This window comes from Lysinibacillus sphaericus, assembly GCF_015844675.1.
Classification (GTDB): Bacteria; Bacillota; Bacilli; order Bacillales_A; family Planococcaceae; genus Lysinibacillus; species Lysinibacillus sphaericus_E.
In genome coordinates, this window is sequence record NZ_LDGC01000061.1 from 38,747 (window position 1) to 51,280 (window position 12,534).

Consider the following 12,534-nt stretch of genomic DNA (forward strand, 5'->3'; position numbering starts at 1 on the left):
ATATTTACAATGAAGTTTGATGATAGTTTGCTATAATAGAACAATGCTTAATAATGAATTACTACAATCATTGTATTGTTATAGAGAGGATTATTTATCATGACAACAAAACCAAAACTACTAATTGTTGATGGCATGGCGCTATTATTCCGTTCATTTTTTGCGTCTGCAGCGATGGGGCATTATATTCGCCTTGCAGATGGGACACCTTCGAATGGCGCTCAAGGATTTGTGCGTCATGTATTAATGGCACAATCTATTATGAAGCCGACCCATCTAGCTGTTTGTTGGGATATGGGTGCACACACATTCCGCAATGAATTATTTGATGGCTATAAGGCTAATCGACCATCACCACCAGAGGAAATGCTACCGCAATTTGATATGGCGAAAAATTTATCCGGGCAAATAGGCTGGCAAAACTTCGGTGTAAAAGGGATGGAGGCAGATGATTTAATTGGCTCAATGATTACAAAATTTCAAGATGAGGCTGACATTACGGTAATTAGTGGAGACAAGGACTTATTGCAGCTTTTAAGACCGTCAACGGAAATTGCTTTTACGAAAAAAGGCTACACAGAGTATGATGTTTATACACATACACGCTTTCAAGAGGAATATGGCATCGAACCTATTCAATTTGCACAGGTCAAGGCTTTTATGGGGGATACGAGTGACGGTTACCCAGGCGTTAAGGGAATTGGACCTAAGCAGGCACTTACGTTAATTCAAACGTATGGTTCTATTGAAAATGTTCTTACATCATTAGATGAATTAAAGCCTGGTCAACGTACGAAAATTAAAGAGAATTTAGAGATGCTAAAATTGTCACACGAGCTTGCAACGATTCAAACGAACGTACCAATCGAGGCAGATTTAGCGAGCTTAGTATTACCGAACTACGAGCCTCAAACGTTCAAAGAAATAGAACAACGTGGCTACACATTAATCGCCAAGCAGGCACGCTCTTTGTATTCGCTTATTTAAAAATAAACATCATGATTATCAACGCAGAGTATAGAAATATGCTCTGCTTTTTTTTATAGCTTATCACCTTAAGTTGGATGATGTTGTTAAAACGTATTCATGAATATAGATTGATTACCGTTTTGTGAAGCACCTTTGCAATTTTTTGTAACCTTTTCCTAATCTCAAACGAATTATAAGCAAATAAGTAAAAGGAGGGGAAAGATTGATTGATTCAAATAACTTGGAATCAAGAATTGTTGAAATCTACAATTTGTATTACTTAGACGTTTATAGATTTCTTGTTTGCTTTACTGGAAATCAAAATGATGCGGAGGATTTGACCCAAGAAGTATTCATTCGGGTATTAAAAGGCTTATCGAATTTTAACGGAAACTATCATTTAAAAACATGGATTTTTTCAATCGCAAAACATGTGGCAATAGATCACTACAGAAAGAAGCGATTTTCCTCACTATTTAAGGACGGTTTTTTTAATCAGTTATCATCAGATGAAAAGAAGCCAGATGAGGAATTTGAGGTAACAGAATTAAAACGATTTATTCATGAAGCTATTGCTAAATTAAAACCTAAATACAGAGCAGTAGTCATACTTCGAGGTATTAATGAATTTTCCATAAACGAGACTTCGGAAATTCTTCAATGTAGTGCGGCGAAAGTAAAAGTTGATTATCACAGAGCCCTGAAAGAGCTTAAAAGAAAACTGAATATTGAAACAGAGGGGGTATTGACAAATGCAAAATGAAAAAGATTTATTTGATATGTTGAAAGAAATGTACCCTCAACATCCTAGAAAGGAGTTTGTTTCTGCAACAGAGAATACGCTTAGACAACGAGCACGAAGCATGGGAAAAAAAAGAATCTTAACAAAATTCTCCGTGATGACAAGCGGTGTTTTAGTTTGTGCATTTATTTTTTCATGGTTACTCTTCTTTAATGAAAATGGCAAATTTTCAGAAATAATCCAAAGTGTTGGTGGGACTTCATCGTCTACTGCAATGGACGAAAAAGAACCTGTAGTCTATATTTATCATTCACATAATATAGAATCATTTATTCCAGAGATTCCTGCACAGCAAGTGTATAGTGATACTAAAAATGTAACATTGGTAGGTAAAGAGTTAAGTAGAGCATTGAAGGAATTACAGATTCCATCAATTCATGATGACACTGATATAGCTGGAATCTTAAAACAAAGAGGTTTACATTTTCCGGATTCATATAAAGTATCACGGGAAAATTTACAAAAAGTTATAGCTGAAAATGACAGTATACGCATGGTTTTTGATATACATCGAGATTCTACAAAAAGACGGGAGTCCACAATTGAAATTAAAGGGAGAGAATACGCAAGAATTAAATTTGTCGTATCAAAAACGAGTGGAAACTATAAAACGAATAAAAGATTTGGAACTCAGCTTCACGAACAACTAGAAAAATTATATCCGGGATTATCAATAGGTGTAATAGAAAAAGGAATCAATCCTCAAAATACCTATAATCAAGAACTCCATAATAATTCAGTATTGTTAGAAGTTGGAGGTGTAGAAAATACGCTGGAAGAAACGTATAGAACAATAGATGTTTTTGCACAAGTTCTAAAAGGTATTCTTGAAGAGTAAATAAGTGAAAAAAGAGCGTGTCTAACATTGTAGCACGCTGTCATTTAGTTCGGTGTGATTTTGACGAAGCTCAATACTTTCTCATTATCTTTAAAAGGAGCCGTTCTAATTTTACTTTCACGATTAGCACCACCATTATCATGGAACATTAAAAACAACTCATCATTTCGCATTTCATAGCCAATGAGAGGTACCCAATGATACGCGAAGGCAGCCTTTTTATCGCACCAATTCAGGCTAAAGTAACGATCAAAGCGTATCGCGACAGGTCTCCCTGCATCGATTTCCTTCATAGCCTCCTTTAAAGTACAATCGCGAATATCCCATGTCGGACGGAGCCGACGAAGATTGCGAATTAGACGCCACTTAAATAACCCGATTTTCGTGCCACCAAGAAGTTTATAAAGTTCATTTACCGAGGGAGCTTTATCTTCCAAGTAGTGTAAGATTACGTGTACCGTTGTAGGTCCACAAGCGGAATTACGATAGTTGGGTAAAATGGCTGCATCATATTGTGATTTTCCTAATAGCGACAATTGTTGACGCATCATAATCTCCTTTCTAAAAAAGAGCTGCATTTCAATAAGAAATGCAGCTCTTTCATTGCAGTTAGAATTCTATAACTTGCAGTAAATTATTTCTGTGCAGATAAGAATTCAGTAACTTGCTGAGGTGTTTTAGCATTAGCACTATGTAAGTGTGCTAATTTTTCACCGTTTTGGAAAATTAGTAGGCTTGGAATACCCATTACATCATATTTGTCCGCAATTTCTGGAAGTTCATCACGGTTAAGTTCATACCAGTCAAATTGGTTGTACTCTTCGATAATTGGATCGATAAACATATTCATGCGTGTGCAATCTGGGCACCATCCAGCGTAAAATTTTACTAGCACTTTTTGATCACCAGAGATCAGTTCATTAAATTGGTCAGCAGTTGTAATTGTTTTCATTTGTTATTTCACTCTCCTCGCTCTCCATTCTACACATTTTTAACGCAACCTGAAAGTTTTCTGTTTGGAATATTCGCTATCTGCTTATTGTCTTGTTTTCGCTCGTAAAAAACGAAAAAAGTTGTATATCGCAAAAGTAATTGGTGAAAAAAGATTGCTAAATGAAACAAAATATTCTACACTGAAAACAGAAAAAGTAGTTTTATCTTCATTCGACGGAAAAATTTACCTCAAAAACTAAAATGGTAGTTGAACGAAGATAAGCCTTAGGTGTATGTCGCAGATTAAATTTTATTAGAGATAAACTAATTCAAATTCTGGACAAAATTACACGAAGGCAAACTTTGAAATTTTTTTGGTCAAAAAATGAATGACTATTCATTCAATGGGAGAATAAGGGGGAATTGCTTGTGACTTACAACATTAAAAAAGCAGCTGTTCTAGGTTCTGGGGTAATGGGCTCTGGAATTGCAGCACATTTAGCAAACATCGGTATTCCAACATTATTATTAGACATTGCGCCGAAGGAACTAACAAAAGAGGAAGAAGCGAAGGGTCTTTCCTTAGAGCATCCTGCTGTGAGAAATCGTATCGCAGGCGGGGCTCTGCAAAAGTTATTAAAGCAAAAGCCAGCACCACTTACTTCTAAGAAAAATTTATCACTACTAACGGTTGGTAACTTTGAGGACGATTTAGAGAAATTAAAAGATGTAGATTGGGTTATTGAAGTTGTCGTTGAAAATTTAGCGATCAAACAAAGCCTATATGAAAAAATTGATGCTGTACGTAAGCCGGGCACAATTATTAGTTCAAACACATCTGGCATAAGTATTAATGCAATGGCAGAAGGGCGTTCAGAAGATTTTAAAAAGCATTTCTTAGGAACTCACTTCTTCAATCCGCCGCGTTATTTAAAATTACTTGAAGTCATTCCAGCAAACACAACAGCGCCAGAGGTTGTCAGCTTTATGAAAACATTTGGCGAAGATGTGCTCGGGAAAGGTGTCGTACTTGCTAAGGATACACCGAACTTCATTGCCAATCGTATCGGAACGTACGGTTTACTAATTACTTTACAAGAAATGATGAAAGGTAGCTATTCAGTTGGCGAGGTGGATTCTGTAACAGGTCCATTAATCGGTCGTCCAAAATCTGCAACTTTCCGAACGTTGGATGTTGTTGGCTTAGATACATTTATTCATGTAGCGAAAAACGTCTATGATCAAACAACTGGTGAAGAGCAGCAAGTATTTGCAGTACCAGATTTCTTACAGAAAATGGTCACAAACGGCTGGCTTGGAGCAAAATCAGGTCAAGGGTTCTTCTTAAAGCAAGGCAAAGAAATACTTGAAATTGATCCAAACACTTTAGAGTATAGCCCAGTTAAAAAGTTAAAAACTCCTTCTATTGAAATGGCAAAACAAACTCGTGGATTAGCAAATAAAGTGAAAGCATTAACGTATGCTAAGGATCGTACCGGAGAGTTATTATGGGGTATCTTCGCTCCGACGCTAATCTACTCTGCACAGCTACACGGTGAAATTGCTGATGATATTGTTGCCATTGACAATGCTATGAAATGGGGCTTCGGTTGGCAGCAAGGGCCATTTGAAATATGGGATGCAATTGGTGTCAAAGAGTCTGTAGCTAAAATGGAGGCAGAAGGTCGTGAAGTGCCGGCATTCGTCAAAGATATGTTAGCGAGCGGCTTTGAAACTTTCTATTCGGACATGGACGGTGACCTAGCCTATTATAATGGCTCTGAATACGTAAAAGTGCCAGTGAATGAAAAGGAAATTAACTTAAAACGCTATAAGAAAAAGCACGGTGTTATTAAATCAAATACAGGTGCTAGTTTAATAGATATAGGCGATGGAATTGCATTACTTGAATTCCATTCCCAATCAAATGCAATTGGCTTAGACATTATCCAAATGATTAACTTTGCAATCGATGAAGTAGAAGCGAACTATAAAGGATTAGTCATCGGTAACCAAGGGAAAAACTTCTGTGTTGGTGCGAATCTAGGAATGATTTTAGTAGAAGCACAGGATGATAATATTTTTGAATTAGATTTCGTTATTAAAGCATTCCAAGATGCGATGCAAAAGATTAAATACTCTCGCAAGCCTGTTGTAGCAGCGCCTTTTGCTATGACACTAGGTGGCGGAGCAGAGGTTTGCTTACCAGCTGCACATATTCAAGCAACGATGGAAACGTATATGGGCCTAGTCGAAGTTGGCGTAGGATTAATCCCTGGTGGAGGCGGTAATAAAGCACTTTACCAAAAATTCCTTAAAGGGTTACCAAATGGCGTTGAAGTAGACTATCAACATATTGCTAATAAAGTATTTGAATCGATTGCGATGGCAAAAGTTTCAACATCTGGTGAGGAAGCACGTGAAAATAACTTCTTAAACTTCGCAGACGGGATTTCTGTTAACCCAGATCACCAACTATATGATGCAAAACAAGCTGCACTAGCGCTTTATGAGGCAGGCTATTTACCACCTGTTCCTACGAAAGTTCCTGTAGTCGGTGCATCAGGATACGGTACGCTACTAATCGGTGCGCAAGGAATGTTTGAATCAGGCTATATTAGTGAACACGATTTAAAAATCGCTAAAAAATTAGCGTATGTCATTGCTGGTGGTAAAGTTCCATATGGCACATTAGTAGATGAGCAGTACCTATTAAACCTTGAGCGTGAGGCGTTCCTAAGCTTAGTGGCAGATCCGTTATCTCAACAAAGAATGCAGCACATGCTTTTAAAGGGAAAACCATTGCGTAACTAACTTTAAGATAGAATTCACTATACTTGCACATGAAACAAAGGGGGATTAATACGATGCGTGAAGCCGTTATTGTAGCAGGAGCACGAACTCCGATTGGAAAAGCGAAGAAGGGTTCTTTAGCAACCGTTAGACCAGATGATTTTGGAGCGGTTGTTGTCAAAGAAACATTAAAAAGAGCGGGCTATGAAGGTCCGATTGACGATTTAATTTTAGGATGTGCAATGCCAGAAGCCGAGCAGGGCATGAACGTAGCACGTAGTATTGGAGCGCTTGCTGGATTACCAGATACAACGCCAGCGCTAACAATTAATAGATTCTGTTCGTCAGGTTTACAAGCAATTGCTTTTGCAGCAGAACGTATTATGCTAGGACATTCGAAAGCAATTCTTGCTGGTGGCGTCGAGTCTATGAGTATGGTGCCAATGGTAGGTAATACACCTCGCTTAAATCCAACATTAGCTGAAACTGCTCCACAATATTATATGGGGATGGGGCATACAGCTGAGGAAGTGGCACGCCAATACAATGTTAGTAGAGAAGATCAGGATGCTTTTGCTGTTCGTTCACATGAGCTTGCGGAAAAGGCGATTAAAGAAGGTAAATTCAATGATGAAATCGTACCAATCGAAGTGGAACAACATTATGTAGATGACAACAACAAACTACAGGTGAAAAAATTCACGTTTAGCATGGATGAAGGTGTACGACCAGGTACATCTGTAGAAGGTTTAGCGAAGCTTCGTCCAGCCTTCCATGTTAAAGGTAGTGTTACAGCTGGTAATGCTTCTCAAACTTCAGATGGTGCAGCAGCCGTACTTGTAATGGATCGTGAGGAAGCAGAAAAACAAGGGCTTACTCCGATGGCGAAGTTTTTAGGGTTTGCAGTTGGTGGCGTACCTCCTGAGGTGATGGGTATTGGACCAATCGTGGCAGTACCTAAAGCGCTTGAAATTGCAGGCTTATCAATAGATGACATTGATTTATGGGAAATTAACGAAGCATTTGCGTCACAATCCTTACAAGTCGTACGTCATTTAGGCATTGACCAAAACAAAGTAAACGTTAATGGTGGAGCAATTGCCCTAGGTCACCCACTTGGTGCAACGGGAGCTATTTTAACATTAAAGCTTATTCATGAATTGAAGCGTCAAGGTAAGAAATATGGTGTCGTAACAATGTGTATCGGCGGCGGTATGGGAGCTGCGGGAGTATTTGAACTTCTATAAATTTTGCTAGATCAGCTTGGTGTGCAGCGTTTTCGGTTGCCTCCGAACGTAGTACTTCAAGCTTTTCTATATATTGGGGATAAAAACTATTAAAAATAGATATATAGGGAGGAATTTAGAATGACAGAAAAAACAACGGATTTCATTAAAGGCGGCGGATTTATTATTGAAGATGTGGAATTAGATCGTGTGTTTACACCAGAAGATTTCACAGATGAGCATAAAATGATTGCTAAAACTACTGAAGAGTATGTAGCAAATGAAGTGTTACCAGTCGTTGAAAATTTAGAAAACCATGAATTTGAACATTCGGTTCGTCTACTAAAAAGTGCAGGTGAGCTCGGCTTACTAAGCGCGGATGTACCTGAGGAATATGAAGGGCTAGGATTAGACAAAGTTTCTTCTGCATTAATCGCAGAAAAAATGTCAGTTGCTGGTGGCTTCTCTATTACACATGGTGCACACGTAGGTATTGGCTCTTTACCAATCGTCCTATTCGGAAATGAAGATCAAAAGAAGACGTATTTACCAAAGCTTGCGTCAGGTGAATTAATCGCTGCTTACGCATTAACCGAGCCAGGTTCAGGTTCTGATGCATTAGGTGCAAAAACGACTGCGAAGTTAAACGATGCAGGGACACACTATATTTTAAATGGTGAAAAGCAATGGATTACAAATGCAGGCTTTGCAGATGTATTTGTTGTCTATGCAAAAATCGATGGTGATAAATTCTCAGCATTTATCGTAGAACGTGCCTTCAATGGCGTTTCAGTTGGTGCAGAAGAGAAAAAAATGGGAATCAAATCTTCGTCGACACGTACTTTAATTCTTGAAGATGCAGAAGTGCCTGTAGAAAATCTTTTAGGTGAAGTAGGTCGCGGACACGTTATTGCCTTTAATATTTTAAATATCGGTCGCTATAAATTAGGGGTAGGAACAATCGGTGGCTCGAAACGTGCATTAGAGCTTGCTATTCAATATACAAACCAACGTCAGCAGTTTAAAACGAAGCTGTCTGATTTCAATCTAACAAAAGAAAAATTATCGACTATGGCATCACAATTGTATGCGTCTGAGTCATTAAACTATCGTACAGTAGGTTTATTTGAGGACCGCTTAAGTCAGCTAAGCCCAGATGAGCAAAAGCAAGGGAAAGTGATTGCTAGTGCAATTGCTGAGTATGCTATTGAATGTTCTATCGCTAAAGTATTTGGTTCTGAGACGTTAGATTACATTGCAGATGAAGCGGTTCAATTACACGGTGGTTACGGCTTTATGGCTGAATACGAAGTAGAACGCATTTATCGTGATTCTCGTATTAATCGTATTTTTGAAGGTACAAATGAAATTAACCGCATGATTGTACCAGGTACATTTATGAAAAAGGCAATAAAAGGTGAATTGCCATTACTACAAGTTGCTCAAAATTTACAACAAGAGCTTCTTATGCTAATGCCTGAAGATGTAGGCACAGAGCCGTTAGCACAGGAAAAATATCTTGTGAAAAATGCGAAGAAAATTGCTGTGTTAGCATCAGGTTTAGCAGCACAACGCTACGGTGCAAAGCTAGATCAAGAACAAGAAGTATTAGTGAAGATTGCAAATATCGCAAACCAACTATTCGCTATGGAATCTGCTGTATTGCGTACAGAAAAAGCGATTGCTCGTGACGGTGCTGAAAAAGCTCATCAAAAATTACTGTACACTCAAATCTTCTGCCAAGAAGCATTTGCAGAGATTGAAAAAGAAGCAAAAGATACGATTCTTGCTTCAGCAGACGGCGACGCTGCACGTATGACATTGTCTGCGCTACGTAAATTAACGCGCAACAACCCATACAACTTAATCGCGAAGAAACGCGAAGCTTCTGTTAAATTAATTGAAGCAGAAAAATTTGTAGTTTAATATAACAGCTTTAACCTAGCTATCCGAGGTGTGATAGCTAGGTTTTTTATTGGAAGTAAAAGTAAGACACTTCGGCAAAGCGAGGGTTGATTTCCGTTCCGGCTGGGCGCTTTGCCGCTGACACTTCGTTAACACTCCGCTTTCGCGCAGAGCAGAGCTTCCTGGGGGCGTCCGATGAGCCGCTTCACTCGCGATGCTCGCTCCAGGGTCTCATCTGTGACGCTGATCCCCGAGGAGTCGCCCAGCCTCCACTCCAATCAACTTATCCACATGACATATGTTTTAACAAAATGTCATCTAACTTTTGAGTTTTATCGGAGCACTTTTCCATTTTATCGATTAACTTTCACGTTTTATCACCCAACTTCTGAATTTTATCGATATCCACCTGCCAAAGAGAGAAAAAAGGATTCATACACAAAACTGTGTGTGAATCCTTTACTTTATTGTGTCGCCCATTCTCCACTCCAAACACCTAATTCACATAGCATATATCCTCTGATATATCGTTTTATAGAAAAAGGGTTTGTCTGTGCAAAAGCGAAGGGCAACAACGCATGTATGATTACGTCACTGTTATAATCTATTCAATTATGGAGGGGTGCCAGAGTGTTACTTTTGAAATGCCTAAATTTAATAAAAGTTCTACACTATTGCTGATTGAAGTGGAAGGCTACTCGACTCCCGTGGGATAGCGAGACAGGCGAGACCCTGAGGCCAACACGATGTTGGACACGAAGGCGTTGTTCAGGACGTGACGCACTTAGCCTTCGTTCCTTTAGCGGAGGAAGCGGCTCGACGCTCGCCCACAGGAAGCATTGCTCTGTGCGAAAGCGAAGTGGCAGCAAATGTTTTATCTGTGCGAAAGCGAAGCGTCAGCAACAACAAAGCGAGTAGCCTGGAACGGAAATCAATCTCCGCTCTATACCGTTATGAATTAATTGTTTCATTTTGGTTCGTAACGGTTATGATGGTATACTACAGAAAATGAGGGATACACTGAAAATGTAGTTCCTAAAAATGATAGTAGAGGAGCCTTTAAATGACGATTCAATTTATTCAATATCCGAAATGTACTACTTGTAAAAAAGCACAAAAATGGCTAAATGACAATGGAGTTTCATATGAAGATGTACACATTGTCGAACAACCGCCAACAAAGGACGAACTATCAAACTTATGGCAAGTAAGTGGACTACCTTTAAAGAAATTTTTTAATACTTCTGGTATGAAATATCGCGAGCTTGGCTTGAAAGATAAGCTTGTTGAAATGACTGAAGAGGAGCAACTTGAACTGCTTGCTTCAGATGGTATGTTAATTAAACGTCCAATCGTAACTGATGGAAAAAAAGTTACGTTAGGGTTTAAAGAATCAGATTTTGAGCAAGCTTGGAAATAACGCTTTTAACTTTTGCTAAAGCCTCCAGCGGATGTCACGGAAATCGGAAAGGAGTTCTTTGTGCTAGCGCAAAGCCGATCCCGGACACAATTATGCCGAGGCATAATTGATTCTTGTTTTTATGGAAGAAGTATGGCACACTGAAAGTGAATATATTACATATTTATGGAGGGGTTTTTGCATGAACACACCTAAAGACTTACGTTACTCTGAAGAGCACGAATGGGTTAAAGTAGAAGATGGAAAAGTACGTATCGGTATTTCTCATTTCGCACAATCAGAACTTGGAGATATCGTTTTCGTTGAACTTCCACAAGTTGGCGACGAAATCAAAACAGATGATCCATTTGGTAGCGTAGAATCTGTAAAAACAGTTTCTGAATTATATGCACCAATCTCAGGTACAGTAGTTGAAGTAAATGCAGATTTAGAAGATAGCCCAGAATTCGTTAATGAATCACCATATGAAAAAGCATGGATGATCGTTGTAGAGCCTGCTGATGCATCAGAAGTTGAAAAGCTTATGACAGCTGAGCAATACGATGAAATGATTGCAGAATAAGACAAGCTTATAAGACAACCTGTAATAGAAAAACGTCGGAAACTACCGACGTTTTTTATTATCTTCATTCATCCTGCCATTATAGTAAGTGGGGTGAATGTAAGTATATTCCTTCATCAATAGGTGTCTAACTGTATTAACGACAAAGTTTATTGATATAATAGTTAGAAGGGATATGTCTAAATGGGGGTGGCGTTATGTTCGAAGGGAAATGCTTAATTGTCGAAGGCCGTTCGGATAAGCTTCAAATTGAACCTATTTTAAATGAACATGTTAAAATACTTTGCACGAATGGTACAATTGGTGTGCATCAATTAGAAGAGTTACTTGATCCATATGAAGACTGTGAGCTTTATACATTTTTTGATGCTGATACATCGGGTGATAAGCTACGAGCATTAATGGACAGACATTATCCAGAGGCTGAGCATTTACGTACAATGCCAACATATAAGGAAGTTGAGACAACTCCGAGAAAGGTGTTAGCGGGGATTTTACTTCGTGCACATTTCTCAATCCATAATGAATATATTTTGTAAGGTTGCGTGAAAAAAGATGGAAGAATGGTCAAAAGAGCAGTGGAATGCGGTTATCCAGTCCGGTGAAAAGGCTGCTTTTTATTTATATACACCAATGTGTGGAACGTGTATGGTAGCATCGAAAATGATGTCGGTTATTGAGCAATTGCTGCCACAGCTACAGGTCGGTAAAGCGAATATTAATTTTATCGAGCAAATAGCTTTTGATAATAAAATCGAAAGTGTACCATGTTTACTCGTTTGTGAAGGCGGAGCAGTGACAGAAAAGGTTTATGCCTTTCAATCGGTACCATATTTATATGAATTGTTAAAAAATTAATTGACTGAATATTAATCACATGGTAAAGTAACAAATATATTAAAAAAACAATAAATATATCGAACTCTTATAAAGAGCGGCGGAGGGAAGTGCCCTATGAAGCCCGGCAACCATCACAAAGTGAAAAGGTGCCAAATCACCCAAAGATTTTATCTTTGAAAGATGAGAGAACGGTTCAACGTATAAGTTACGTGACCCCTTCTACTTGTCTATAGTTGAAGGGGTTTT

Annotated in this window: 12 protein-coding genes and 1 riboswitch; of the genes, 10 read left to right on the forward strand and 2 right to left on the reverse strand. The window is 38.6% G+C overall.

Annotated features, from left to right (window positions below):
• The first annotated feature begins 99 nt into the window (after positions 1 to 99).
• From ABE34_RS14875 to spoIIP, 3 genes are all read left to right on the forward strand, one after another.
• A complete protein-coding gene (locus tag ABE34_RS14875) occupies positions 100 to 987 on the forward strand; it encodes a 5'-3' exonuclease (RefSeq protein WP_197143293.1) in 888 nt (295 codons plus the stop codon).
• A gap of 205 nt (positions 988 to 1,192) precedes the next feature.
• Positions 1,193 to 1,732 (forward strand): RNA polymerase sigma factor, encoded by a 540-nt coding sequence (locus ABE34_RS14880; RefSeq protein WP_197143294.1) that lies wholly within the window; start codon positions 1,193 to 1,195, stop codon positions 1,730 to 1,732.
• Complete coding sequence (spoIIP, locus tag ABE34_RS14885) at positions 1,722 to 2,609, forward strand: stage II sporulation protein P (RefSeq protein WP_197143295.1); 888 nt, start codon at positions 1,722 to 1,724, stop codon at positions 2,607 to 2,609. The genes ABE34_RS14880 and spoIIP overlap by 11 nt, the downstream gene beginning before the upstream one ends.
• 44 nt (positions 2,610 to 2,653) lie before the next feature.
• Here spoIIP and ABE34_RS14890 read toward each other — a convergent pair whose 3' ends face one another.
• Together ABE34_RS14890 and ABE34_RS14895 are read right to left on the reverse strand one after the other, a co-directional pair.
• On the reverse strand, positions 2,654 to 3,157 hold the full coding sequence (locus tag ABE34_RS14890; RefSeq protein WP_197143339.1) for a C39 family peptidase: 504 nt from the start codon (positions 3,155 to 3,157) through the stop codon (positions 2,654 to 2,656).
• 86 nt (positions 3,158 to 3,243) lie between these two features.
• Entirely contained in the window at positions 3,244 to 3,561 is a 318-nt protein-coding gene (locus ABE34_RS14895; protein ID WP_197143296.1) for a thioredoxin family protein, read from the reverse strand.
• 410 nt (positions 3,562 to 3,971) lie between these two features.
• On the opposite strand from ABE34_RS14895, the gene ABE34_RS14900 reads away from it, so the two are divergent.
• The 7 genes from ABE34_RS14900 (at position 3,972) to ABE34_RS14930 (ending at position 12,306) form a co-directional block, all read left to right on the forward strand.
• Positions 3,972 to 6,356: a 3-hydroxyacyl-CoA dehydrogenase NAD-binding domain-containing protein gene (locus tag ABE34_RS14900; protein WP_197143297.1), complete on the forward strand. Its 2,385-nt coding sequence runs from the start codon at positions 3,972 to 3,974 to the stop codon at positions 6,354 to 6,356.
• 53 nt (positions 6,357 to 6,409) lie between these two features.
• A complete protein-coding gene (locus ABE34_RS14905) occupies positions 6,410 to 7,582 on the forward strand; it encodes an acetyl-CoA C-acetyltransferase (RefSeq protein WP_197143298.1) in 1,173 nt (390 codons plus the stop codon).
• Between the two features lie 120 nt (positions 7,583 to 7,702).
• On the forward strand, positions 7,703 to 9,487 hold the full coding sequence (locus ABE34_RS14910) for an acyl-CoA dehydrogenase family protein (RefSeq protein ID WP_197143299.1): 1,785 nt from the start codon (positions 7,703 to 7,705) through the stop codon (positions 9,485 to 9,487).
• Between the two features lie 1,042 nt (positions 9,488 to 10,529).
• A complete protein-coding gene (locus ABE34_RS14915; RefSeq protein WP_197143300.1) occupies positions 10,530 to 10,886 on the forward strand; it encodes an arsenate reductase family protein in 357 nt (118 codons plus the stop codon).
• 181 nt (positions 10,887 to 11,067) lie between these two features.
• Entirely contained in the window at positions 11,068 to 11,448 is a 381-nt protein-coding gene (gcvH, locus tag ABE34_RS14920; RefSeq protein WP_079561463.1) for a glycine cleavage system protein GcvH, read from the forward strand.
• A 197-nt stretch (positions 11,449 to 11,645) separates the two neighbouring features.
• The gene (locus ABE34_RS14925) at positions 11,646 to 11,987 is read left to right on the forward strand and encodes a toprim domain-containing protein (protein ID WP_197143301.1); all 342 of its coding nucleotides are present in this window, start codon (positions 11,646 to 11,648) and stop codon (positions 11,985 to 11,987) included.
• A 16-nt stretch (positions 11,988 to 12,003) separates the two neighbouring features.
• Positions 12,004 to 12,306 carry a thioredoxin family protein gene (locus ABE34_RS14930; protein WP_197143302.1) on the forward strand — a complete coding sequence of 101 codons (303 nt, stop codon included), beginning with the start codon at positions 12,004 to 12,006 and terminating at the stop codon, positions 12,304 to 12,306.
• 64 nt (positions 12,307 to 12,370) lie between these two features.
• A riboswitch (SAM riboswitch) is annotated at positions 12,371 to 12,475 on the forward strand.
• Positions 12,476 to 12,534 lie beyond the last annotated feature (59 nt).

Coding starts and splice junctions, on each gene's coding strand:
- ABE34_RS14875 (WP_197143293.1), top strand. CDS start 100: ATGACAACAAAACCAAAACTACTAATTGTTGATGGCATGGCGCTATTA.
- spoIIP (WP_197143295.1), top strand. CDS start 1,722: ATGCAAAATGAAAAAGATTTATTTGATATGTTGAAAGAAATGTACCCT.
- gcvH (WP_079561463.1), top strand. CDS start 11,068: ATGAACACACCTAAAGACTTACGTTACTCTGAAGAGCACGAATGGGTT.
- ABE34_RS14915 (WP_197143300.1), top strand. CDS start 10,530: ATGACGATTCAATTTATTCAATATCCGAAATGTACTACTTGTAAAAAA.
- ABE34_RS14930 (WP_197143302.1), top strand. CDS start 12,004: ATGGAAGAATGGTCAAAAGAGCAGTGGAATGCGGTTATCCAGTCCGGT.
- ABE34_RS14910 (WP_197143299.1), top strand. CDS start 7,703: ATGACAGAAAAAACAACGGATTTCATTAAAGGCGGCGGATTTATTATT.
- ABE34_RS14925 (WP_197143301.1), top strand. CDS start 11,646: ATGTTCGAAGGGAAATGCTTAATTGTCGAAGGCCGTTCGGATAAGCTT.
- ABE34_RS14895 (WP_197143296.1), bottom strand. CDS start 3,561: ATGAAAACAATTACAACTGCTGACCAATTTAATGAACTGATCTCTGGT.
- ABE34_RS14890 (WP_197143339.1), bottom strand. CDS start 3,157: ATGCGTCAACAATTGTCGCTATTAGGAAAATCACAATATGATGCAGCC.
- ABE34_RS14905 (WP_197143298.1), top strand. CDS start 6,410: ATGCGTGAAGCCGTTATTGTAGCAGGAGCACGAACTCCGATTGGAAAA.